Here is a 21,970-nt window from a genome sequence, read left to right as displayed (position 1 = left end):
GTGAGTAAGGCACCTGCGCCCACCCCGGACCGCTTTCTGACCCCCCACCGGCCGTTGGTCGCCTGACGATAGGGAGGGGGCGGGGTTGTAGGGGTGGGCGTTCTGGACGCTGACGTGTATTTGTTGTGCGGCATCCGGGGCAGCAAGAGCAGGTGCCCGCCATGCACATAAATATGCGGTCCAGAATGCCCAGCCCCGGAGGCCCCGACCCCGGCCCACCACCAACTGCGCGAAGCCCGCACCAATCGTGCTGGGCAATCGGGCGGGAGGGCGGGGGATGCCCGCCGCAGGCGCAAACAACCCGCACACAAACACACGGGCAGCCCGGCGCAGCCGCCCGCAGGCGCAAACAACCCGCACACAACCACAGGCCGCAAGGGGCACCCCGGGGCGCGAACGGCCCGCACACGGCGACACCGGGTCAGGCAACCCCATCGGGATGAGGCAGCAGCACCACACGGTGCGCCCCCGCATCCGCGGCCACCGTGCTGTCGCACGCCGCGACGACCGTGATCCCCGCGGCCGCCACGCGCCGCAGCTCGCTCCACGCGCCGCGGCTGATGACGGTCGTCGTGACGGAGGGACCCCGGCTCCAGGGTGCGCTGTTGAGGGCGAGCTGCAGCGCCGAGCGCTGCGGCCCGGGCGGGCCGACCACGGCGATCAGTTCTCCCGTGGGCGTGGACAGTTCGGCTCCGGTGACGGTGGAGGTTGCCATGCCTGCCCCTCTCCTCGTTCTGGCCGGTATACGAGCAATGGGCGTTTCGCTCGGGGGATCGACCCAGGTTTACCAAGGATCGGGCCGGATCAAGGGCGCGGCACTCCGGGAACCCCGGTTGCGGTGCGGGCGGCGGCCGTCTGGGCGGGCACCGCGGGGGCGTCCCGATGGAGCACGAGCAGCGCCATGTCGTCGGTGAGCCGCCCCCGCGTGTGCCGCAGGAACGATGCCCGCACCCCGTCGACCAGGGACCGCGCGCACAACGCGCCGCCGCGGGTGGTCGCCTGGGCGGCCCCCTCCAGGGACGGCAGCAGGGGGAAGAACTCCCCGGCGGCGTCCCGGGCGTCCATCACGCCGTCGGTGTGCAGGAACAGCGCCTGGCCGGGCAGGAGTTCGCCGCACGGGACGGCCTTCGTGCCGGGACCGGGGTCGAACAGACCGAGCGGCGGGAACGGTTCGCCGGCCTCCAGCGGGTGGGCGCGCAGGTGCCCGGGGCGGCCGGGGCAGAGCAGGTACGGCTGCGGATGGCCGCAGTTGATGACCTGGACGTCGCGGTCCTCGCCCAGTTCGAGCAGCATCAGGGTCACGAACTCCTCGGCGGCGTGCGAACGCCCCCGCAGGTGGCGGTGGAGCGCCCGGTCCAGGCGCCGGAGCACGCCGCCGAGCTCCGGTTCGTCGTGCGCGGCCTCGCGGAAGCTGCCCAGCAGCGCGGCGACGGTGCCGATGGCCTCGAGACCGTGGCCGCGCACGTCGCCGATGACCGCGCGCACCCCATGGGGCGTGGCGAGCACTTCGTACAGGTCGCCGCCGACGCGGGCGCCTCGGCTGGCCGAGAGGTAGTCGCCGGCCACCACGAGGCCGTCGACGCGTCGCGGCAGCGGGGGCAGCAGCACCTGCTGGGCCGCGAGGGCGATCTCCCGGGTGCGGTCGAGCTCGGCGGCGAGCCGGGCCCTGCGGTCGACGAGCAGGAAGCAGACGGCCAGGACGGCGAGGACGGCGACCTCGGTGCCGAGCCGTTGCCCCGTGTCCGGCACCGCGACGGCCGCCACGGCGAGCCCGCCGCTGGCCAGGACGCAGCGGCGGCGTCCCGTCCCGGCGCAGGCGATCACGGGGGCCGCGACCACGGCGGGCACCCACTGGACTCCCCCGGGCACCGCGTAGACCAGGCCCAGCACCGCGGCCACCCAGAGCCCCGGCAGCGACAGGAGCGCCAACCCCCGTGCCCTGTTGCCGCTCGGGCGGCCCACTGCCCTGGGTCGGATCATGCCTCGGGGCTCCCCCTGAAGCCGTTGACGCGGTCGGCGACGACACAGCCCCCGCGTCGAGTGGGCCCTGGTTCGCGATCGATTGTGGCGACTCGGCGCGACGAACCGGATGCGCAGTGGAGCCATTTCACCCGATCGGGCTACGTGACCGGTGGGAACGCCGGTGGGGCGCACCCGGCGGACCGGGGGCGCCCCACAGGGACCCGCATGCGTGCGCCTCAGGCGCCGCGCAGGGCCGCTCCCGTGCTCTCCGCCGCGGCGGCGACGGCGGCGTCACGGGCCGCGGAGGCCTCCTCCGCGGTGAGCGTACGGTCCGGGGCGCGGAAGCGCAGGCTGTAGGCCAGCGACTTCTTGCCCGCGCCGATCTGCTCACCGGTGAAGATGTCGAACAGCCGCAGCGATTCGAGCAGTTCGCCGGCGCCGGAGCGCAGGGCGCCCTCCACCTCGGCGGCCGGGACGGAGGCGTCCACGACCAGGGCGACGTCCTGGGTGGCCACCGGGAAGGTGGACACACGGGGCGCGACGACCGGTCCGCCGGCGGCGCGCTCCAGGCGGTCGAGGTCGAGCTCCATGGCGGAGGTGCGCTCCGGCAGGTGCAGCGCCTTGATCACCCGGGGGTGCAGCTCGCCGGCGTTGCCGACCAGCACCTCCTCGCCGTCGACGACCGCGAGGAGTGCGGCGCAGCGGCCCGGGTGGAAGGGCGCCTGCTGGTCCTGGCGGACGATCAGCTCGACCCCGGCCTCGCGGGCGACGATCCGGCCCGCCTCGATCGCGTCGGCCGACCCCGTGGGACGGCCCGCGCCCCACCAGCCGGCCTGCTCACGGGCTCCGGCCAGGACGACGGCGACGCGCCGCGGCTGCCGCGGCAGGGCGGCGTCCAGCGCGGCGATCTCGGCGTCGGTCGGTCGCCGGTCGACCGGCAGCCGCGGCGGCGCGGGCTCCTCGCCGCTGGGGCGGAAGACCAGTCCGGTCTCGAAGAGCGCGAGGTCGTGCGCGCCGCGCCCGGCGTTGCGGCGCAGGGCGCCGAGCAGGCCGGGGAGCATGGACGTGCGGAGAGCGGGCTCCTCGTCCGACAGCGGGTTGGCCAGCTTGACGGTGATGCGGCGCGGGTCGTCCGCGTCGAGACCGAGCTGGTCGAAGACGGCCTCGCCGAGGAACGGGTAGTTCTGCACCTCGACGTAGCCGGCCCCGGCGAGCGCCCGGCCGACCCGGCGGCGCAGCTTCTGCGACTCGGTCAGACCGCGGCCGGAGGGCAGGTTCGGCAGGGTGGAGGGCAGGTTCTCGTAGCCCTCCAGCCGGATGACCTCCTCGGCGAGGTCGTTGGGGTCGCGCAGGTCGGGCCGCCACGACGGCACGGTGACGATCAGCTCGTCGGCGCCGTAGACGTCGCAGCCGACCTGCTGCAGCCGGCGCACCACGGTCTCGCGGCCGTACGCCATGCCCGCCACCTTGTCCGGGTGGTCGGCGGGGATGGTGAGCGTGTGCGGCGCCGAGGGCGCGATGACCTCGGTGACGCCCGCCTCGGCGGTGCCGCCCGCGAGGAGCACCAGCAGGTCGACGGTGCGCTGCGCGGCGGCGGCCGCGGCCTGCGGGTCCACGCCGCGCTCGAAGCGCTTGGACGCCTCGGAGGACAGCTTGTGGCGGCGCGCGGTGCGGGCGATGGCGACCGGGTCGAAGTGCGCCGCCTCGATGACGACGTCGGTCGTCGAGGCGCCGGTGTCGTCGATCTCGGTGTTGGCGCCGCCCATGACCCCGGCCAGGCCGATCGGCCCGCGGTTGTCGGTGATCACCAGGTCCTCGGGGTCCAGGACGCGGACCTGGCCGTCGAGCGTGGTCAGCTTCTCGCCCGGCTGGGCCCTGCGGACGCCGATGGCGCCCTCGATGCGGTGCCGGTCGTACGCGTGCAGGGGCTGGCCCAGCTCCAGCATCACGTAGTTGGTGACGTCCACGGCGAGCGAGATCGGGCGCATGCCGGCCTTCTGCAGCCTGCGCTGCAGCCAGATCGGCGAGCCGGCCTCCGGGTCCAGGCCGGTGACGGTGCGCGCGGTGAAGCGGTCGCAGCCGACCGGGTCGGCGACCCGCACCTCGTAGCCGTAGGAGTTCGGGCCGGGCACGTCGAGCAGCGCCGGGTCGCGCAGCGGCAGGCCGTAGGCGATGGCGGCCTCGCGGGCGACGCCGCGCAGGGACAGGCAGTAGCCGCGATCCGGGGTGACCGCGATGTCCAGCACCTCGTCGACGAGCTCCAGGAGCTCTATGGCGTCGGTGCCGGCCTCGTGCTCCGGCGGGAGCACGATGATGCCGTCGTGGTCGTCGCCCATGCCGAGCTCGCGGGCGGAGCAGATCATGCCGTGCGAGTTGCGGCCGTAGGTCTTGCGCGCGGAGATCTCGAAGTTACCGGGCAGCACGCCACCGGGGAGGATGACGACGACCTTGTCGCCGACGGCGAAGTTGCTCGCGCCGCAGACGATCTCCTGCGGCTCGCCGGTGCCGTTCGCGGTGCCGACGTCGACGGTGCAGAAGCGGATCGGCTTCTTGAAGCCGCTCAGCTCCTCGATGGTGAGCACCTTGCCGACGACCAGCGGGCCCTTGAGCCCGGCGCCGAGCTGCTCGACGGTCTCGACCTCGAGGCCGGCGGAAATGAGCTTGGCCTGGACGTCGCGGCCGGACTCGCCGGCGGGCAGGTCGACGTACTCCCGCAGCCAAGAAAGCGGGACCCGCATCAGATCTCCATCCCGAACGGAAGGGTGAAGCGCACGTCACCCTCGACGATGTCTCGCATGTCCTCGACGTTGTGACGGAACATCAGCATGCGCTCGATGCCGAAGCCGAAGGCGAAGCCGCTGTACCTCTCCGGGTCGACACCGCAGGCGGTGAGCACCCGGGGGTTGACCATGCCGCAGCCGCCGAGCTCGATCCAGCCCTCGCTGCCGCAGGTGCGGCAGGGACGGTCCGGGTTGCCGACGGACTCGCCGCGGCAGACGTAGCAGACCATGTCCATCTCGGCGGACGGCTCGGTGAAGGGGAAGTAGTTCGGGCGGAGCCGGGTCGTGATGTCCTCGCCGAAGAGCGACTGGACCATGTGGTCCAGGGTGCCCTTGAGGTCGGCCATGGTCAGGCCCTCGTCGACGGCGAGCAGCTCGACCTGGTTGAACACCGGGGTGTGGGTGGCGTCCAGCTCGTCGGAGCGGTAGACCCGGCCGGGGCAGATCACGTAGACCGGCGGCTCGCGGTCGAGCAGGGAGCGGATCTGCACCGGGGAGGTGTGGGTGCGCAGCACGACGCCGCTCTCCTCCGGGCCGGAGCCCGCGGGCTTGTCGCCCTCGACGAAGAAGGTGTCCTGCATGGTGCGGGCCGGGTGGTCCGCCCAGATGTTGAGGGCGTCGAAGTTGAACCACTCGGCCTCGACCTCGGGGCCCTCGGCCACCTCGTAGCCCATGGCCACGAAGACGTCCTCGATGCGCTCGGAGAGCGTGGTCAGCGGGTGCCGGGCACCGCGCGGGACACGGTCGTACGGCAGGGTGACGTCCACCGCCTCCTCGACCAGCACACGCTCGTCGCGCTCGCTCTCCAGCACCTCCTGCCGGGCCTTGAGCGCCTGGTTGACCGTGCCGCGGGCCTGGCCGACGCGCTTGCCCGCGTCCGCCTTGGCGTGCGGCGGCAGTGCGCCGATCTCACGGTTGGCGAGGGCGAGCGGCGAGCGGTCCCCGGTGTGGGCGACCTTGACCTCGCGCAGCGCGTCAAGGTCGGCGGCCTCCGCGATCGCGGCGAGCGCCTCGTCGCGCCGGCGCTCGATCTCTTCCGGTTTCAGTGCCTCGACCTCGACAGGGTCGTACGACTTGTTCGGTGCCGACATTTCTTCCCGTTCCGATGTGGGTGATGGCGTGGCCGACCTGCCTGCCCGACCGCTGAATGCCAAGGGTCGAGTCTATCGGGGCCACGGGGAAAGGCTGGTCACGCCCGTCGGGGCCGGTGGATCACCACGCGATGCTCAGACCGTGAAGGCCGGCGCCCCGACGGGCAGAATAAATCGGAACTGGGCGCCCTTCCCGGGCGCGCGACCCACCGTGATCGTTCCGCCGTGGGCCTCGACGATGCCCTTGACGATGTAGAGGCCCAGGCCCGTGCCACCGCGTTTGCTGCCCCGCCAGAAGCGGGTGAAGACGCGGTTCATGGACTCCTCCGGGATGCCGGGGCCCTCGTCGCTCACGGTCACTGCCGTTCCGGACCATCCGCGCTCGCGCGGTGACGACGAAGGTGCTACGTCAATGGTGACAGTTCCCTCGCCGTGGCGCACGGCGTTTTCCAGCAGGTTCCCCAGGATCTGGTCGACCTTGTCGGGGTCGGCCCACAGCGACGGCAGCGACGTGGTCACCCGGACGGCGAAGCGGTCCGGGGGCTGTCCGGCGGCGACGAGGGCGTCCACGTGGCGCCGCACCGCGGCGGCGATGTCGACCGGCTGGCGGCGCACCTCAAGGCGGCCGGAGTCGATGCGGGAGATGTCGAGCAGCTCGGCGATCAGCCGGGTGACGCGGTTGGCGTCGGCGTGCACGGTCTCCAGCATGAGCTTCTTCTGGTCCTCGGTGAAGCGTTCCCACTTCGCCAGCAGGGTGGCGGTGAAGCCCTTGACGGAGGTGAGCGGGGAGCGCAGCTCGTGCGCGACGGTGGCGATCAGTTCGGCGTGGCTGCGCTCGGTGCGCCGCCGCGCCTCGGTGCCGCGCAGCGCGACGACCAGCCGGCGCACCGGGCCGGTGGGGTGGTCGCGGACGTACCTGGCGGAGACCAGCACCTCGCGTCCGCCGGGGAGCAGCAGGTTGCGCTCGGGCTGCCCGGTGCGGGTGGCCAGGCCCGCGTACGGGTCGGTGAGCTGCCACCAGCGGCGTCCGTCCAGGTCCTCCAGGGGCAGCGCCTGCTCGAGGGGGCGGCCGAGGACGTCGGCGGGGTCGAGCGCGGTGATCCGGGCGGCGGCGGCGTTGAAGCAGAGGACGAGTCCGTGCTCGTCGGCGACGACGAGGCCGTCCGGGAGCTCGTCGGGCGTGATGCCGAGTTCGGTCAGGACAGTCGGCCAGCCCTCCGGCGCGCTCGGCGGCGTGCCGCCGGTCGTCCTGACGTCCATCCCCGTAACCCCCTCTCCAAGGCGGTCCCCGAGGGCGTCACACTACTAGCTCATCGTTACGGAGCGGCACCCTCCGGGAGCACGCTGCGCGCGGGCGGAGGCGTAGAGGCACACGGCGGCGGCCGTGGCGAGGTTGAGGCTCTCGGCGCGGCCGTGGATGGGCACGCGCACCACTTCGTCCGCGAGTGCGCGGGTATCCTCCGGCAGACCCCAGGCCTCATTGCCGAAGATCCAGGCCGTGGGGCCGCCCATCGTGCCCTCGTCCAGTTCCGCGTCCAGGTCGCGCTCCCCCGCGCCGTCGGCGGCGAGCAGCCGGACGCCCGCCCCGCGCAGGCCGTCGACCACCGTCTCCATGGGGACGCCGACGGCGACCGGCAGGTGGAAGAGGCTGCCGACGGAGGCCCGTACGGCCTTGGGGTTGTACAGGTCGACGGAGGCGTCGGTGAGGACGACCGCCTCCGCCCCGGCGGCGTCCGCGCAGCGCAGCACGGTGCCGGCGTTGCCGGGGTCGCGCACGTGCGCCAGGACGGCGACGAGCTTCGGCCGGCCGCGCAGCACCTCCTCGAACGGGGTGTCCAGGAAGCGGCACAGGCCGATGATCCCCTGCGGGGTGACGGTGTCCGACATCTCCGCGACGACCTCGTCGGTCGCGGTGAACACGGGCACCCGGGCGGCGTGGGCCGCGGCGACGATCCCCTCGTGCCGGGCGGCGGCCTCGGGCGTGACGTAGACCTCGACCAGGTGCGCCATGGCCTCGCGCACGGCTTGCGGACCCTCGGCGAGGAAGCGCCGCTCCTTGCCGCGGAAGCTGCGCTTGGCCAGCCGCCGCGCGGCGACGACGCGGGGAGATCGCAGAGAGGTCAGCTCGGGGCCGGGCATGGGGGTGCACTCACTTCGGTCGGGTCCGGCCGGACGCGCGGCGCGGCGCTCCGGGACGCAGCACGGACCCGCAGGCACACGGCCTGCGGGTCCGGAAGAGCGTGGGTCAGGCCGCCTTGGGGGCGTTGACGTCACTCGGCAGGGCCTTCTGGGCCACCTCGACCAGCGCGGCGAACGCGTTGGCGTCGTTCACGGCCAGCTCGGCGAGGATCTTGCGGTCGACCTCGACGTTGGCGGCCTTCAGACCCTGGATGAAGCGGTTGTAGGTGATGCCGTTGGCGCGGGCAGCGGCGTTGATGCGCTGGATCCACAGCTGACGGAAGTCGCCCTTGCGCTTCTTGCGGTCGTTGTAGTTGTAGACGAGGGAGTGGGTGACCTGCTCCTTCGCCTTGCGGTACAGGCGGGAACGCTGGCCGCGGTAACCGCTGGCCTGCTCGAGGATCGCCCGGCGCTTCTTCTGGGCGTTGACTGCCCGCTTGACGCGTGCCACTAGATAACTCCTTCTAAGGGACCGTGGGGGTGCTCACACGGCCCGAAAACGAATGGGTCCCGGTCCAGCATCGCGCCCCCTGGTCGAAGGGGGCGTGCCGTCACTTGCCGAGAAGCTTCTTGATCTTCTTGGCGTCGGGCTTGGCCAGGACGACAGTGCCGGTGAGGGCACGGGTCTTCGTCGACGGCTTGTGCTCAAGCAGGTGGCGCTTGCCGGCGCGCTCGCGGATCACCTTGCCGGAGCCGGTGATCTTGAATCGCTTGCTCGCACCGCTGTGGGTCTTGTTCTTCGGCATGCGCCGTAGTCTCCTCGTCGCTGGCCCTCCCGTCCGCCCTGGAGCGGACGGAGAGCGTCAGTCCTTCATTGCGTTACCCGGAGCGGAACTCCGGGTCCTGGCAAACGCCGTCGGACGGCGTCAGCTGGCGTCGGCGGGAGCGTCCTGCACGTGCTCCTGCTCCTCCGACTCCTGCTCCTGATCATCGGGGTCCCTCGGCAGGCGACCGGCCTTGCGGGCGGCCTGCGCCTCGCGGGCTTCGGCCATCGCCTCGGTCTTCTTCTTGTGCGGACCGAGGACCATGATCATGTTGCGGCCGTCCTGCTTCGGCGAGGACTCCACGAAGCCCAGGTCCTGGACGTCGTCGGCGAGCCGCTGCAGCAGTCGGAAGCCCAGTTCCGGGCGCGACTGCTCACGACCGCGGAACATGATCGTGATCTTGACCTTGTCGCCCTGCTTGAGGAACCGGACGACATGACCCTTCTTGGTGTCATAGTCGTGCGGATCGATCTTCGGCCGGAGCTTCATCTCCTTGATGACCGTGTGCGCCTGGTTCTTGCGCGCTTCACGGGCCTTCATGGCCGACTCGTACTTGAACTTGCCGTAGTCCATGAGCTTGCAGACCGGCGGGCGCGCGGTCGCCGCCACCTCGACCAGGTCGAGGTCGTACTCCTGCGCAAGCTCCAGTGCCTTGGCAAGCGGCACGATGCCGACCTGCTCGCCACTGGGACCGACGAGTCGCACCTCGGGGACGCGAATCCGGTCGTTGATGCGGGGCTCGGCGCTGATGGGGCCTCCTCGGTAGCACCACGCGTCTGACTGGATTGACAGCCGCGTAACGTCTGAAACTTGGTCCGGCCCGTGAGGAGACGTCAAAAAACGCCCCATACGGGTCACAGGCGGATGCTCCAACAACCGGGAGCACCGCCGCGGAATTCCCCGCGGGGCGCATCGGGCGCCCTGTCCTCGGGGACACGGCACCTGACCGGTGACCCGCCGCCCTTGAAGAGTCGGCAAGGTGGGAGATCGGAGCCTCCACTTGTGGGCTGGAACGCTCCGTTTCCATGACGTCCACGGGGTGTCCAGCCGGTCGATCGTCAAGCATACCAGCGTCCGACCGCAGACCGTAATCGGCCGACGTGGCCCTATCGTGTGAGGCATGAGTGACGCCAGCCCCCAGCACGAGTCCCCCTCCGCGGACCGCCCCGACTTCGACACGCTGACCCGCGACATCGCGGACGTCCCGGCGGTCGAGGTGATCACCACGGTCGCGGTGCACCTGATGAGCGCGGCGGCGGTGAACCTCGGCCTCGCGGAGGACGGCGAGCGGCACAAGGACCTCGACGAGGCACGCAAGCTGATCACCGCGCTGGCCGGCCTGGTCACCGCCGGCGCGACCGAGATCGGCTCCTACCACGCCGCTCCGCTGCGGGACGGCCTGAAGTCGCTGCAGCTCGCCTTCCGCGAGGAGTCCGTCGTCCCCGACGCGCCGGGCGAGGGCCCGGGCGAGAAGTTCACCGGCCCGGTCCACGGCTAGTCCCCGCACCCGCACCCCGCACCCGCACCCCGCGCTCCTGACGGCGCCGCCCCCTGGTGGGGCGGCGCCGTCAGCGCGTGAAGAGCGGTTCGCCGGGCAGCCTGGTGTCGGCGGGGAGCAGCGCCAGTTCGATGCCGCGCACGAGCGCGCCGCGGAGCACCTCGTCCGCCGCGAGCGTCGTCGAGACGCGTTGGGCGACCTGACGCACGTCGGCGCCCGGGTCCAGGACCAGTCCCAGCGTGCCGTCGGAACCGGCGGAGGGGACCAGGTGCGCGCGGACCACCTCCGGCGCCGCCCCCACCGCGGCCCGCAGCGCCGCACGGACCGCCGGGTCGGCCAGCGGGTCCGCGCCCGCGCGGCCCGAGGCGACGGCACGCAGCGCGGCACCGGTCAGCGCGTACGGCACGGGCCCGGCCATGTCGATCAGCAGGGTGTCGGCCTTCTCGTGCGCCAGCGCCTGCAACGCCTGGCCCAGCGGTACGGCCACCGGCCGCGCGTCCGGCCGCCAGCGCGCGAGGGCCTCGGTGGAGGTGAAGGCCGGCAGCGCCCTGCGTCCGTCGGCCGCCTGGATGGTGGGCACCGCCATGTCGCTGCTCTTCTCGCGGCGCAGCCCTCCGGGGCCCTCCTCGACCTCCCCGAGCAGCGCCACCACCGGCACCAGGAAGCGCGCGCCCGGGAGGGCGGCGAGCACCTCCGGTTCGGCCGACGGGTCGGCGTCGTAGGCGGCGAGCGCCGCCGCGAGCCGGGGGTCGGCGGTGCCGTCGTCGTCGGAGAAACCGGGGTCGGGGATGTTCTTGAGAGCCACCTGCCGAGGGTATCCGGGGTACCGGGCGGAGATTTCTTACGCCCCCTTCATCCGCCTCTCACGGACCGCGCAGTTTCCGTCCCTAGCTTCCGTGGGCATGGCTTCCGAGAAACCCGCCGCACGGCGTCCCGGCCGTGCGGGCGCAGCTGCCCGTGTCCCCCGCGCCCCGCGCGGCATCGTGCGCGGTGTGACCGCGACCGCCTTCCTGGCGTGCGCCGTGCTCGGCACGGTGACGTACGGGTCGGCGTCGCCGCCGCGCACGGCGGCGCTCACCGCGGCCGGGACCGGCGGGGCGGCGGCGAACGTGGCGATCGTGAAGGCGAGCAGGGAGCCCCAGGTGGTGTGGAGCGAGGTGCTGGAGACGGCGCTGCGGGACGTGTCGGGGGACCCGAGGGCGCACTGCTCCGTGGCGGTCCTGGACACCGCCTCGGGCGCCCGGGCGGTGCACGGGGACGGGCTGTACGACACGGCGAGCATCGTCAAGGTCGACATCCTGGCGGCGTTGCTGCTCCAGGCGCAGGACGCGGGACGGGACCTGACGGCCCAGGAGGAGGCCCGGGCCGAGGTGATGATCGAGAACAGCGACAACGCCGCGGCCACCGCGCTGTGGCGGGCGATAGGCCAGGGCCCCGGGCTGGACGCCGCCAACCGCCGCCTCGGGCTCACCTCGACCACGGCGGGCAGCGGGCTGCTGTGGGGACTGACCCAGACCACGGCGGCCGACCAGCTCACCCTGCTGCAGCGGGTGTTCGGCACCGACGGCGCCCTCGACGCGACGTCCCGCGCGTACGTGCGGCGGCTGATGGGCCGCGTCTCGGCCGCGCAGACCTGGGGCGTGCCGACCGCGGCGGACGGCTCGTTCGAGGTCAAGAACGGCTGGCTGCAACGGAGTACGACCGGGCTGTGGGACATCAACAGCATCGGGCGGGTCCGGGCGGGCGGCCGGACCTACCTGGTCGCCGTGGTCTCCCGCGGCAGTACGACCCAGGCCGCGGGCATCACGCTGGTGGAACGGGCCGCACGGGCGGCGGTGGACGCGTTCAGCCGCGCCGCCGGCCGTTCCGGGGCGTCGTGAGCCGGGGCCGCAGCCACAACAGGGCGGCCGCCGCGACCAGTCCGGTGCCGGCGACCGCGAAGGCCACGGCGATGCCGTCGCCCAGGGCGTCCCCCTCGGCGGCCGCGGCCGCCTTCGCCGCGTCGGGACCGGCGCCGAAGTACTTGCGCGCGTAGGGGGCGGCGCTCGGCACGGCGCCCTCGGGCTTGAGCTTCGCCGCCGCCTTCAGCGCCGCCGCGGGGTCGACCAGTCCGTACCCGACGGCGTCGTCGCGGCCTTCCGCCGGGGTGTTGCGCGCCGAGTCCTCCAGCAGCCGCTTCACCTGGGCGGGGCTGAGCCGGGGGTAGGCGGAGCGGACGAGTGCGGCGGTGCCCGACACGTAGGCGGAGGCGGTGCTGGTGCCCCAGCCCTCGTAGTAGCGGCGGTTGGGGTCGGCGATCACGACGTCGACACCGGGCGCGGCGACCGTCGCGTACCAGCGGCGGGTGGAGAAGGAGGCGCGGGAGCCGTAGCGGTCGACGGCGGCCACCGCGATGACGCCCGGGTACGCCGCGGGGTAGGAGGCCCGGTTGCCCTGCTCGCCGCCGTTCCCCGAGGAGGCGACGACGACCACGCCCTTGCGGAGGGCGTACTGGATCGCGTCGTCCTCCTGCGCCTCGGGATGGGCGGTGCGGCTGTCGTCGCCGAGGGAGAGGTTGATGACGTCGGCGCCGTGGTCGGCGGCCCACCGGATGCCGTCGGCGAGGGCGCTGCCGCGCGTGGTGCGGGCCTTCTTCCGCTGCGGGTCCTTGTCCTCCAGGATCACCCGCACCGGCAGGATCCTGGCCTCCGGGGCGATGCCCAGCACGCCGTCCGAACCGCCGGGGCCGTGGCCGTGGCCGGCGATGATCCCGGCCATGCCGGTGCCGTGCCGGGCCCAGGCGCTGTCGCCGCGGCGCGCCCCGAAGCCGACCATGTCCTTGCCCTTGAGGACCTGCCCGGTCAGGTCCGGGTGGGTGCCGTCCACGCCCGTGTCGAGGACGGCGACGGTGACGCCCGCGCCCTTCGTCCGCTGCCAGGCCTCCTGTGCGTGCAGCGCGTCCAGCGCCCAGTCCGCGTCGCGTACGGCGTCGGCGTGGGCCGGGACGACGGGCAGCAGGGCGAGGGCCGCGGCGGCGGCCATCCCGGTGGCCAGTCGCCTCATCCGGAACCTCCCGTCGGGGTGGCGGTCAGCGAGCGCGCGGCACGGCGGGCCCGGCTGTCGACGGCGTCGGCCAGGGCATCGGCCTCGTGGCCGAGTCCGGCCTGGGCGGGCGCGGCCGTGGCACCCGCGGTGACAGCCGAGGCGGCGGGCTGCGGAGCGGCGATCTCGCGGTCGTCGGCGAAGCCGCTCACCGCGTACACGACGACGGGGAGGTCGGCGGCGACCGTGACCGTCCAGCTGGCGCGCTGGCGGTCGCCGAAGCCGGCCGAGACGGTGCCCGGGAAGGCGACCGGACGGGGCATCAGATCCGCCCGGGATCCGAGGCGTTCGGCGGACCAGCGGTCGCGCAGTTTCCGCATCACGGGGGCGTCCGCCTTCGTGACGAGCAGTCCGACCGTGGTCACGGCGCTCGACGTGGCGTCGGTGTACGTGGCGCGCAGCAGCTTCACGCAGCCCGCGGGGCGCAGCACCTTGGCCAGCTGCGGGTCGAAGGCCTCCTGGCAGTCCCCGGCCGGCGCCACGCCGATCCGCGTCCAGGTGCGTTCGGCGCCGCCCGGGCCGAGGCCCTTGCCGTGCAGGGTGGGCGGGAAGAGCCTGTCGACGGGCGTGCTGTGCCACAGGCCGCGCGCGAGGGCGAAGTCGCGCCTGCTCGCCTCCGCCGCCGTGGGCGTGGGCGCGGCCGGGTCGTGGTTGATCCACATCCCGGCGCCGGCGCCGCCGAGGAGGCCGAGGCCCAGCACCAGGCACAGGGCGGCGGCGGCCGTACGCGGCCGTGCCCGGCCGGCGTGCGAGGGCGCGTGCGACGGCCGGGGAGGGTGCGGCGGCGGCGCGGAGGGCGGGACGGGCGAGGACCAGGCCGCGGCCGGGGGATGCCCGGGCACGGGCGGCACGCCGGGCACGGCCGAGGGCGGCGGGGGCGGTACGGGGCCGGCCGGGTAGGCGACGCCGACGGGGCCCCGCTCGCCTGCGGGCCACGGGTACGGGGGCGCCGGCGCGGGGGTCGTGCCGTACAGCTCCTGGGGCAGCCCGCCCTCCGGCTCGCCGGACGCGGCGGGGCCCGCGGCGGCCCAGGGCGCGGACGCCCGGCCGGGGGCGGCGGTGGCGGCCCAGTGGGCCGGGGCGGAGGTGTGCGGGGCGGTGCCCGGGGGCGGCGGTATGGGGTGCGGAGGGGACCAGCTCGGCCGGGGGGTCGCTCCCCCGCTGTCGAAACCGGCGCTCACCCGGTGCCCCCTCACGGCCGCACGGCGGTCGGCCCGTTCACACGATGGACTGCGGCGTCACTCTACTGGGCGCGGCGACGTCACGACGCGTCAGTACGGATCACTTGCCCCTACCGCTCGGTAGGGGCATTCTGGCAAGCTTCGCGCATGTCTGATCGCGGAGCAGCTCGCGCCCGGTACGACCGGGCCACCGCCCACCTCGACGCACCGGTGGCGATCGTGGACCTGGAGGCGTTCGACGCCAACGCGGACGACCTGGTCCGCAGGGCGGGCGGCAAGCCGATCCGGGTGGCGTCCAAGTCGGTCCGCTGCCGCGCGCTCCTGGAGCGGGTGCTGGAGCGGGACGGCTTCGAGGGGATCATGTCGTTCACCCTCGCCGAGTCGCTGTGGCTGGCGCGGTCGGGCTTCGACGACGTCCTGCTGGCGTACCCGTCGGCGGATCGTTCCGGCTACGCGGAGCTGGCCGCGGACCCGAAGCTGGCGGCCGCGGTGACCGTCATGGTCGACGACGCGGCGCAGCTCGACCTCATCGACTCCTCGCGCGCGGGCGGCTCCGAGATCGTCCGGGTCTGCCTGGAACTGGACACCTCGCTGAAGATGCTGGGGGGCCGGCTCCGCATCGGGGCGCTGCGCTCCCCGCTCCACCAGCCCGAGCAGATGGCCGCGCTGGCCCGCGAGGTGTCCCGGCGGCCCGGGTTCAGGCTGGTGGGGATCATGGCGTACGAGGGCCATGTGGCCGGCGTCGGCGACTCGGTCACCGGCCGGCCGCTGCGCTCGCGCGCCGTGCGGCTGATGCAGGCGACGGCACGCCGGGAGCTGGCGGCGCGGCGCGCGGAGGTCGTACGGGTGGTGCGGGAGGTGGCACCCGGGCTGGAGTTCGTCAACGGCGGCGGGACGGGCAGTGTGCAGAGCACGGCCGCCGAGGACGCGGTGACGGAGATCGCCGCCGGGTCGGGCCTGTACGTGCCGCGGCTGTTCGACAACTACACCTCCTTCCGGGGCCGTCCGGCGGCGCTGTTCGCGCAGCCCGTGGTGCGCCGCCCGGGTGTGGGCGTCGTCACCGTCCTCGGCGGCGGCTACCCGGCCTCGGGCGCGGCGGGCCGGGACCGGCTGCCGGTGCCGCACCTGCCGGAGGGGCTGCGCTACGACCATCAGGAGGGGCCGGGCGAGGTGCAGACGCCGCTGATCGGGACGGCCGCCGACGACCTGCTCATCGGTGACAAGGTGTGGTTCCGGCACGCCAAGGCGGGCGAGCTCTGCGAGCGCTTCGACACGCTGCAGCTGGTCGAGGGCGACCGGGTGGCGCGGGCGGTGCCGACGTACCGCGGCGAGGGCAAGACGTTCCTGTGACGCCCGGACGCCCGGACGCCCCGGCCGGACGGACCGGACCGGGGCGCCCGCGCGTGGGGGCGGCGGTCAGACGCCGGTGCCGCCGCCGGAGCCCGAGGCCTTGATGCCCTTGGTGATCTCGTCCATCACGGCGAGGCCGGGCGCCTTGGGGTTGATGTCGAAGCCGTAGCGGACCAGGACGAGCCTGTCGGGGTCCGACGGCGAGGGGAACACCAGCGACTGGACGTAGCCGTCGTCGCCCCTTTCGGTCACGACCTTCCAGCGCACCAGGTAGCCCTGCTCGCCGGCGACCGTGACCTTCTTGGACAGCAGCTGCGTGTGCGAGGTGATGTCGCCGTAGACCTTGCCGCCGTAGGCCCCTTCGGCGTTGCCGGCGATGTCCTCCTTGGCCGCGGCCTCGGCGGTGGTGGACTTCAGCTTCACCGACGAGGCGGGCATGGAGAAGACGCCGCCGCGCAGGCAGGTGTTCGAGGTGTCGCCGGGGCAGGCGTACTCGCCCACGCTGAGTTCCGCGAGCCCGTACCGGCTGGTGGAGCCGGTCCAGCCGTCGGGCACGGGCAGGCTGACGCCGTCGACGGCGTCCAGGGCGACGCCGGGCTCGCTCTTGGGCACGTCCTGCGGGCCGCCGCCGTCCGGACCCCCACCGCCCGGGCCGCCGTCGTCGCCCTCCGGGCCCTGCCCGGGCGCCGTGAGGGAGGGGGCCGGCCGGGCGGAGTCCGCGCTGTCGCCGCCGCCCCTGCCGAGGGCGACGACGCCTCCGATCACCGCGCCGGCCACCACGACCGCGGCGACGACGGCGATCGCTATCAGACCGCCGCGCCGCTTGCGGGGAGCGGCGGGGAACGCGCCGGGGTACTGCGGGTAGCCCGGCGCCCCGGCGCCGAACGCCGGGGCGGGGGGCGGGGCGGTGCGGGTGTACTCGGTCCACGCGGTCCCGTCCCACCAGCGCTCCAGAGCGGGCCCGTTGCCTGTCTGCCCGGGCTCTGGGTACCAGCCGGGCGGGGTCGTCATGGTCACGGCGTCACCCTAAGGCCCGGGCCTTAAGATTCCCGTCAGTCACCCGGTCACAGAGGGGTCACGTACGCCCCCGCGATGCCCCCGTCCACCAGGAACTCCGCTCCGGTGATGAAGGACGCGTCGTCGCTGGCGAGGAAGGCCACGGCGGCGGCGATCTCCTCCGCCTCCGCGAAGCGGCCCACCGGGATGTGCACCAGGCGGCGCGCGGCGCGCTCCGGGTCCTTGGCGAACAGCTCCCGCAGCAGCGGGGTGTTGACCGGCCCCGGGCACAGTGCGTTGACCCGGATGCCCTCCCGGGCGAACTGCACGCCCAGCTCGCGGGACATCGCCAGCACGCCGCCCTTGGAGGCGGTGTACGAGATCTGCGAGGTCGCCGCACCCATGACGGCCACGAAGCTCGCGGTGTTGATGATCGAGCCCTTGCCCTGGCGCTGCATGTACGGCAGCGCCGCCTTGCAGCACAGGTACACCGACGTGAGGTTGACCTCCTGGACGCGGCGCCAGGCGTCGATGCCGGTGGTGAGGATCGAGTCGTCGTCGGGGGGCGAGATGCCCGCGTTGTTGAAGGCGACGTCGACCGAGCCGTAGGTGTCGTACGCCGCCTTGAACAGCGCCTCCACCTGCCCGGCGTCGGTCACGTCGACCTCGACGAACAGCCCGCCGACCTCCTCGGCGGCCGCCTTGCCCGCGGCCTCGTCGATGTCGGCGCACACCACGTGCGCGCCCTCGGAGGCCAGCCGGCGCGCCGAGGCGAGCCCGATGCCGCTCCCGGCGCCGGTGACCACCGCCGTCCGGCCCACCAGGCGGCGGCACACCACTGCTTCTGCTTCCGTCATTGCCGGGATCACTCCTCCGTGCTGATGAAGACGTTCTTGGTCTCGGTGAAGGCGGCCAGCGCGTCCGGGCCGAGCTCGCGCCCGAGCCCCGACTGCTTGAACCCGCCGAACGGTGTCCAGTAGCGCACCGAGCTGTGGGAGTTCACCGACAGGTTGCCGGCGGCGGTGCCCCGGGCCAGCCGCAGGGCGCGGCCGACGTCCCGGGTCCAGATCGAGCCCGACAGGCCGTACGGGGTGCCGTTGGCAAGGCGCAGCGCGTCGGCCTCGTCCTCGAAGGGCAGCACGACGGCCACCGGGCCGAAGACCTCCTCCACCGCGACGCGCTCGGCAGGGTCGGCGGGGGTCAGCACGGTCGGCGGGTACCAGAAGCCCTTGCCCTCCGGGGCCGTGCCGCGGATCGCGACGGGCGCGTCGGGGGCCACGTGGGCGCGGACCCGGTCGCGCTGCACGGCGGAGATGAGCGGGCCCATGCCGGTCGCGGGGTCGGCGGGGTCGCCGACGCCGACGGCCAGGACGGCGGGCTCCAGCAGTTCCATGAAGCGGTCGTACACCTGGCGCTGGACCAGGATCCGGGTGCGGGCGCAGCAGTCCTGCCCGGCGTTGTCGAGGAAGGCCATCGGGGCGGTCGCCGCGGCCTTGTCGAGGTCCGCGTCGGCGAAGACGATGTTCGGCGACTTGCCGCCGAGCTCCAGGGTGACCCGCTTGAGCGTGCCGGCGCACGAGGCCATGATCTGCTTGCCGACACGGGTCGACCCGGTGAAGACGATCTTCGCGACGCCCGGGTGCTCGACCAGGGCCGCCCCCGCGACCGGGCCCCGGCCGGGCAGCACCTGGAAGAGGTGCTCGGGCAGTCCCGCCTCCAGTGCCAGGTCCGCCAGGCGCAGCGCGGTCAGCGGGGTGGTCTCGGCGGGCTTGAGGATCACCGCGTTGCCCGCCGCGAGCGCCGGGGCGGTCCCCCAGGCGGCGATGGGCAGGGGGAAGTTCCAGGGCGCGATGACGCCGACGACGCCGAGCGGTTCCAGGAACGTGACGTCGATGCCGCCGGGCACCGGGATCTGCCGGCCGCTGAGCCGTTCGACGCCACCCGCCGCGTAGTCGAGCAGGTCGCGGACGTTGCCGGCCTCCCAGCGGGCGTTGCCCACCGTGTGGCCCGCCTCTCGCACCTCCAGGGCGGCCAGTTCCTCCACGTGCGCGTCGACCACGGCCGCGAAACGCCGCAGCAGCCGCGCGCGGTCGGCCGGGGCCAGGGCCGCCCAGGCGGTCTGGGCGCGGGCCGCGCGGGTGACGGCGGCGTCGACGTCCTCCCGGCGGCCCGCGGGGACGGTGGCGATCACCTCCTCGGTGGCCGGGTTCAGCACGTCCAGCGCTTCGAGCGGTTCGGGTGCTTCGGGCACTCGCTGCCTCACATGCGTTCGAAGGAGCGGTAGCGCTCCCAGTCGGTCACGGCGGTGTCGTACGCGTCCTGTTCGACGCGGGCCATGTTCAGGTAGTGCTCGACGACCTCGTCGCCGAAGGCCGCCCGGGCGATCGGGCTGGCCTCCCACAGCTCGGCGGCCTCGCGCAGCGTGGCCGGCACGTGCGCCACGCCGTCGCTGGCGTAGGCGTTGCCCGTGACGGGCTCGGGAAGGGTGAGCTTCTGCTCCACGCCGTGCAGGCCGGCGGCGATCATCCCGGCGACGGCGAGGTAGGGGTTGACGTCGCCGCCCGGCACGCGGTTCTCCAGGCGCAGCGCGGACGGGGAGTGCCCGACCACGCGCAGGGCGCAGGTGCGGTTGTCCGGGCCCCAGGCGACGGCGGTGGGGGCGAAGGAGCCGGGCCGGAACCGCTTGTAGGAGTTGATGTTGGGCGCGTACAGCAGGGAGAAGTCGCGCAGCGCGGCGAGCTGCCCGGCCAGGAAGTGCCGCATCGTCTCCGACATGCCGCCCGGCTCGTCGCCCGCGAAGACCGGCCGCCCGTCCTCGTCGCGCAGCGAGAGGTGGATGTGGCAGGAGTTGCCCTCGCGTTCGTTGTACTTCGCCATGAAGGTGAGGGAGTACCCCTCCTGCGCGGCGATCGACTTGGCTCCGGTCTTGTAGACGCTGTGCTGGTCGCAGGTGACCAGGGCCTCGTCGTAGCGGAAGGCGATCTCGTGCTGGCCGAGGTTGCACTCGCCCTTGGCGGACTCCACGCGCATCCCGGCGGCGCCCATCTCGTTGCGGATGCGGCGCAGCAGCGGCTCCACGCGGCCGGTGCCGAGCAGGGAGTAGTCGACGTTGTACTGGTTGGCGGGGGTCAGGTCGCGGTAGCCGTTCGTCCAGGCCTGCTCGTAGGTGTCCTTGAAGACGATGAACTCCAGCTCGGTGCCCGCGTACGCGGACCAGCCGCGCTCGGCGAGCCGCTCGGTCTGGCGGTGCAGGATCTGCCGGGGCGAGGGGGCCACCGGCGTGGAGCCGTGGTCCAGCAGCCGCAGGTCGGCGATGACGAGCGCGGTGGCGGCGTCCCAGGGGGTGATCCGCAGGGTGCCGAGGTCGGGGTGCATGGCGAAGTCGCCGTAGCCCCGTTCCCAGGAGGACAGGGCGTAGCCGTCCACGGTGTTCATGTCGGCGTCGACGGCCAGCAGGTAGTTGCACCCCTCGGTGCCGTGCTCCAGGACGTCGTCGAGGAAGTGCCGTGCGGCGAACCTCTTGCCCTGCAGCCGGCCCTGCATGTCGGTGAAGGCGACGACCACCGTGTCGATCTCTCCGGAGTCGACACGTCGTCGCAGGTCGTCGGTGCTGAGCGGGGCTGTTCGGTGCACCACGGGTGATCACCTCTCCTACCGGCCGACAGGTGATCCAAAAGTACGGGCCCGGGGCCCAGTTGGGTACGGTGCAAGAAGAAATCCGCGCGTCGCAGGGAGGCTCCCGTGGCCCGTCCGCTGATCGGTGTCAGCACCTACTGGGTCGACTCGGCCCGCTGGGGCGGCTGGGACCTGCCCGCCGCCCTGCTCCCCGCCGGGTACCCGCTGCTCGTACGGCGTTCCGGCGGCCTCGCCGCGCTGCTCCCGCCGGACGACCCCGCCCACGCCGCGGACGCCGTGGCCCGGCTGGACGGGCTGGTGATCGCGGGCGGCCCGGACGTCGAGCCCGCGCGGTACGGCGCCGAGCCCGACCCGCGCACCGACCCGCCCGCGCGGGAGCGTGACGCCTGGGAGCTCGCCCTCCTCGACGCCGCCCTCGCCGCCGGGGTGCCCCTGCTGGGCATCTGCCGGGGCATGCAACTGCTCAACGTCGCCCTCGGCGGCACGCTCGTGCAGCACATCGACGGTCACCGCGGCGGCCCCCGGGTGGGCGCGTTCGGCGGCCACACCGTCAAGCCCGTCCCCGGCACGCGCTACGCGGAGGCGGTGCCGGAGGCCATGACGGTGCCCACGTACCACCACCAGGCGGTGGACGCCCTGGGCCGGGGGCTGGTGGTCGGCGCCCACGCCGAGGACGGCACGCCGGAGGCCGTGGAGCTGCCGGGCGACCGCTTCGTGCTGGGGGTGCAGTGGCACCCCGAGATGGACGAGGACGAGCGGGTGATGCGGGCGCTGGTCGCCGCGGCGGTCACAGCTGCAGCTTGAAGCGGTCAGAGCTGCAGCTTGAAGCCGACGTGCGAGGCGGTGAAGCCGAGGCGCTCGTAGAAGCGGTGCGCGTCGGCGCGGGCCCGGTCCGAGGTCAGCTGCACCAGCGTGCACCCCAGGCGGCGGGACTCCTCGACCGCCCACTCGATCATCAGCGTCCCCAGGCCGCCGCCGCGGGCGTCGCGGTGCACGCGGACCGCCTCGATGACGGAGCGCGTCGTGCCGCGCCGTGACAGCCCCGGTATCACCGACAGCTGCAGCACCCCGACGAGCGTGCCGTCCCGCTCCGCGACGACCACGTGCTGCCCGGGGTCGGCGACGACGCGTTCGTACGCCGCGTAGTAGGGCTCCAGGTCGTCCGGGGTCTCGCGGCCGCGGCCGAGGCCGTCGTCGGCGAACATCGCCACGACGGCGGGGATGTCGTGGCGGGTGACGGGGCGGAAGTGGAGGTCGCTCATGCGTGCAGCGTAGATGTTCTGCGGGGGGTGCCCCTTGGGGCGGGTTGTTGTGTGCGGGTTGGTGGTTGTGTGCGGGTTGTTTGCGCCCGCGGGCGTCTGCGCCGGGCGGCCTGTGGTTGTGTGCGGGTTGTTTGCGCCTGCGGGCGGCTGCGCCGGGCGGCCTGTGGTTGTGTGCGGGTTGTTTGCGCCTG

At 73.7% G+C, this 21,970-nt stretch carries 21 protein-coding genes; 4 read left to right on the top strand and 17 right to left on the bottom strand.

The window, feature by feature from the left end; translation table 11 throughout:
- Positions 1 to 421: 421 nt before the first annotated feature.
- The 9 genes from ACFV3E_RS09465 to infC form a co-directional block, all read right to left on the bottom strand.
- Positions 422 to 715, bottom strand: coding sequence for a hypothetical protein (locus tag ACFV3E_RS09465; protein ID WP_500534160.1), 294 nt, complete (start codon positions 713 to 715; stop codon positions 422 to 424).
- An 89-nt stretch (positions 716 to 804) separates the two neighbouring features.
- Positions 805 to 1,980, bottom strand: coding sequence for a PP2C family protein-serine/threonine phosphatase (locus tag ACFV3E_RS09460; protein ID WP_500534159.1), 1,176 nt, complete (start codon positions 1,978 to 1,980; stop codon positions 805 to 807).
- Between the two features lie 218 nt (positions 1,981 to 2,198).
- Entirely contained in the window at positions 2,199 to 4,700 is a 2,502-nt protein-coding gene (pheT, locus tag ACFV3E_RS09455) for a phenylalanine--tRNA ligase subunit beta (protein WP_500370482.1), read from the bottom strand.
- On the bottom strand, positions 4,700 to 5,833 hold the full coding sequence (gene pheS / locus ACFV3E_RS09450) for a phenylalanine--tRNA ligase subunit alpha (RefSeq protein WP_500534158.1): 1,134 nt from the start codon (positions 5,831 to 5,833) through the stop codon (positions 4,700 to 4,702). The genes pheT and pheS overlap by 1 nt, the downstream gene beginning before the upstream one ends.
- Positions 5,834 to 5,968: 135 nt before the next feature.
- Entirely contained in the window at positions 5,969 to 7,093 is a 1,125-nt protein-coding gene (locus ACFV3E_RS09445; RefSeq protein WP_500534157.1) for a sensor histidine kinase, read from the bottom strand.
- 45 nt (positions 7,094 to 7,138) lie between these two features.
- Positions 7,139 to 7,972 (bottom strand): TrmH family RNA methyltransferase, encoded by an 834-nt coding sequence (locus ACFV3E_RS09440; RefSeq protein ID WP_500534156.1) that lies wholly within the window; start codon positions 7,970 to 7,972, stop codon positions 7,139 to 7,141.
- A gap of 106 nt (positions 7,973 to 8,078) precedes the next feature.
- Positions 8,079 to 8,462 carry a 50S ribosomal protein L20 gene (gene rplT, locus ACFV3E_RS09435; RefSeq protein WP_018564305.1) on the bottom strand — a complete coding sequence of 128 codons (384 nt, stop codon included), beginning with the start codon at positions 8,460 to 8,462 and terminating at the stop codon, positions 8,079 to 8,081.
- Positions 8,463 to 8,562: 100 nt separating this feature from the next.
- Positions 8,563 to 8,757: a 50S ribosomal protein L35 gene (rpmI, locus tag ACFV3E_RS09430; RefSeq protein WP_018564306.1), complete on the bottom strand. Its 195-nt coding sequence runs from the start codon at positions 8,755 to 8,757 to the stop codon at positions 8,563 to 8,565.
- A gap of 120 nt (positions 8,758 to 8,877) precedes the next feature.
- Positions 8,878 to 9,561: a translation initiation factor IF-3 gene (infC, locus tag ACFV3E_RS09425; RefSeq protein ID WP_500534267.1), complete on the bottom strand. Its 684-nt coding sequence runs from the start codon at positions 9,559 to 9,561 to the stop codon at positions 8,878 to 8,880.
- A gap of 334 nt (positions 9,562 to 9,895) precedes the next feature.
- Here infC and ACFV3E_RS09420 point away from each other — a divergent pair, with 334 nt between their 5' ends.
- Positions 9,896 to 10,273, top strand: coding sequence for a DUF1844 domain-containing protein (locus tag ACFV3E_RS09420; RefSeq protein WP_431960495.1), 378 nt, complete (start codon positions 9,896 to 9,898; stop codon positions 10,271 to 10,273).
- A gap of 70 nt (positions 10,274 to 10,343) precedes the next feature.
- Here ACFV3E_RS09420 and ACFV3E_RS09415 read toward each other — a convergent pair whose 3' ends face one another.
- On the bottom strand, positions 10,344 to 11,078 hold the full coding sequence (locus tag ACFV3E_RS09415; protein WP_500534155.1) for an SseB family protein: 735 nt from the start codon (positions 11,076 to 11,078) through the stop codon (positions 10,344 to 10,346).
- Positions 11,079 to 11,265: 187 nt separating this feature from the next.
- On the opposite strand from ACFV3E_RS09415, the gene ACFV3E_RS09410 reads away from it, so the two are divergent.
- Positions 11,266 to 12,153, top strand: a complete 888-nt coding sequence (locus tag ACFV3E_RS09410) for a serine hydrolase (protein ID WP_500534154.1) — start codon at positions 11,266 to 11,268, stop codon at positions 12,151 to 12,153.
- Here ACFV3E_RS09410 and mycP read toward each other — a convergent pair.
- Both mycP and ACFV3E_RS09400 read right to left on the bottom strand, forming a co-directional pair.
- Complete coding sequence (gene mycP, locus ACFV3E_RS09405) at positions 12,119 to 13,315, bottom strand: type VII secretion-associated serine protease mycosin (protein ID WP_500534153.1); 1,197 nt, start codon at positions 13,313 to 13,315, stop codon at positions 12,119 to 12,121. The two genes, ACFV3E_RS09410 and mycP, sit on opposite strands and share 35 nt — an antisense overlap.
- Positions 13,312 to 14,535 (bottom strand): hypothetical protein, encoded by a 1,224-nt coding sequence (locus tag ACFV3E_RS09400; RefSeq protein WP_500534152.1) that lies wholly within the window; start codon positions 14,533 to 14,535, stop codon positions 13,312 to 13,314. The genes mycP and ACFV3E_RS09400 overlap by 4 nt, the downstream gene beginning before the upstream one ends.
- A 147-nt stretch (positions 14,536 to 14,682) precedes the next feature.
- On the opposite strand from ACFV3E_RS09400, the gene ACFV3E_RS09395 reads away from it, so the two are divergent.
- The gene (locus ACFV3E_RS09395) at positions 14,683 to 15,885 is read left to right on the top strand and encodes an amino acid deaminase/aldolase (protein ID WP_500534151.1); all 1,203 of its coding nucleotides are present in this window, start codon (positions 14,683 to 14,685) and stop codon (positions 15,883 to 15,885) included.
- Between the two features lie 66 nt (positions 15,886 to 15,951).
- Here ACFV3E_RS09395 and ACFV3E_RS09390 read toward each other — a convergent pair whose 3' ends face one another.
- The 4 genes from ACFV3E_RS09390 to ACFV3E_RS09375 are packed head-to-tail and all read right to left on the bottom strand — an operon-like array spanning position 15,952 to position 20,517.
- Positions 15,952 to 16,896 carry a DUF2510 domain-containing protein gene (locus ACFV3E_RS09390; RefSeq protein ID WP_500534266.1) on the bottom strand — a complete coding sequence of 315 codons (945 nt, stop codon included), beginning with the start codon at positions 16,894 to 16,896 and terminating at the stop codon, positions 15,952 to 15,954.
- A 53-nt stretch (positions 16,897 to 16,949) separates the two neighbouring features.
- Positions 16,950 to 17,738 carry an SDR family oxidoreductase gene (locus tag ACFV3E_RS09385; RefSeq protein ID WP_499510896.1) on the bottom strand — a complete coding sequence of 263 codons (789 nt, stop codon included), beginning with the start codon at positions 17,736 to 17,738 and terminating at the stop codon, positions 16,950 to 16,952.
- Positions 17,739 to 17,746: 8 nt separating this feature from the next.
- Positions 17,747 to 19,132, bottom strand: coding sequence for an aldehyde dehydrogenase family protein (locus tag ACFV3E_RS09380; protein ID WP_500534150.1), 1,386 nt, complete (start codon positions 19,130 to 19,132; stop codon positions 17,747 to 17,749).
- Positions 19,133 to 19,140: 8 nt separating this feature from the next.
- Positions 19,141 to 20,517, bottom strand: a complete 1,377-nt coding sequence (locus ACFV3E_RS09375) for a glutamine synthetase family protein (RefSeq protein WP_500534149.1) — start codon at positions 20,515 to 20,517, stop codon at positions 19,141 to 19,143.
- Between the two features lie 105 nt (positions 20,518 to 20,622).
- Between ACFV3E_RS09375 and ACFV3E_RS09370 the strand changes: the two genes are divergently transcribed.
- Positions 20,623 to 21,321 carry a gamma-glutamyl-gamma-aminobutyrate hydrolase family protein gene (locus ACFV3E_RS09370; RefSeq protein WP_500534148.1) on the top strand — a complete coding sequence of 233 codons (699 nt, stop codon included), beginning with the start codon at positions 20,623 to 20,625 and terminating at the stop codon, positions 21,319 to 21,321.
- 5 nt (positions 21,322 to 21,326) lie between these two features.
- On the opposite strand, the gene ACFV3E_RS09365 is transcribed toward ACFV3E_RS09370, so the two are convergent.
- Entirely contained in the window at positions 21,327 to 21,779 is a 453-nt protein-coding gene (locus tag ACFV3E_RS09365) for a GNAT family N-acetyltransferase (RefSeq protein ID WP_500370470.1), read from the bottom strand.
- Positions 21,780 to 21,970 lie beyond the last annotated feature (191 nt).

The sequence above is a fragment of the Streptomyces sp. NPDC059718 genome (assembly GCF_042733315.1).
Taxonomy (GTDB): domain Bacteria; phylum Actinomycetota; class Actinomycetes; order Streptomycetales; family Streptomycetaceae; genus Actinacidiphila.
This window is presented reverse-complemented; position numbering and strand designations above follow the sequence as displayed.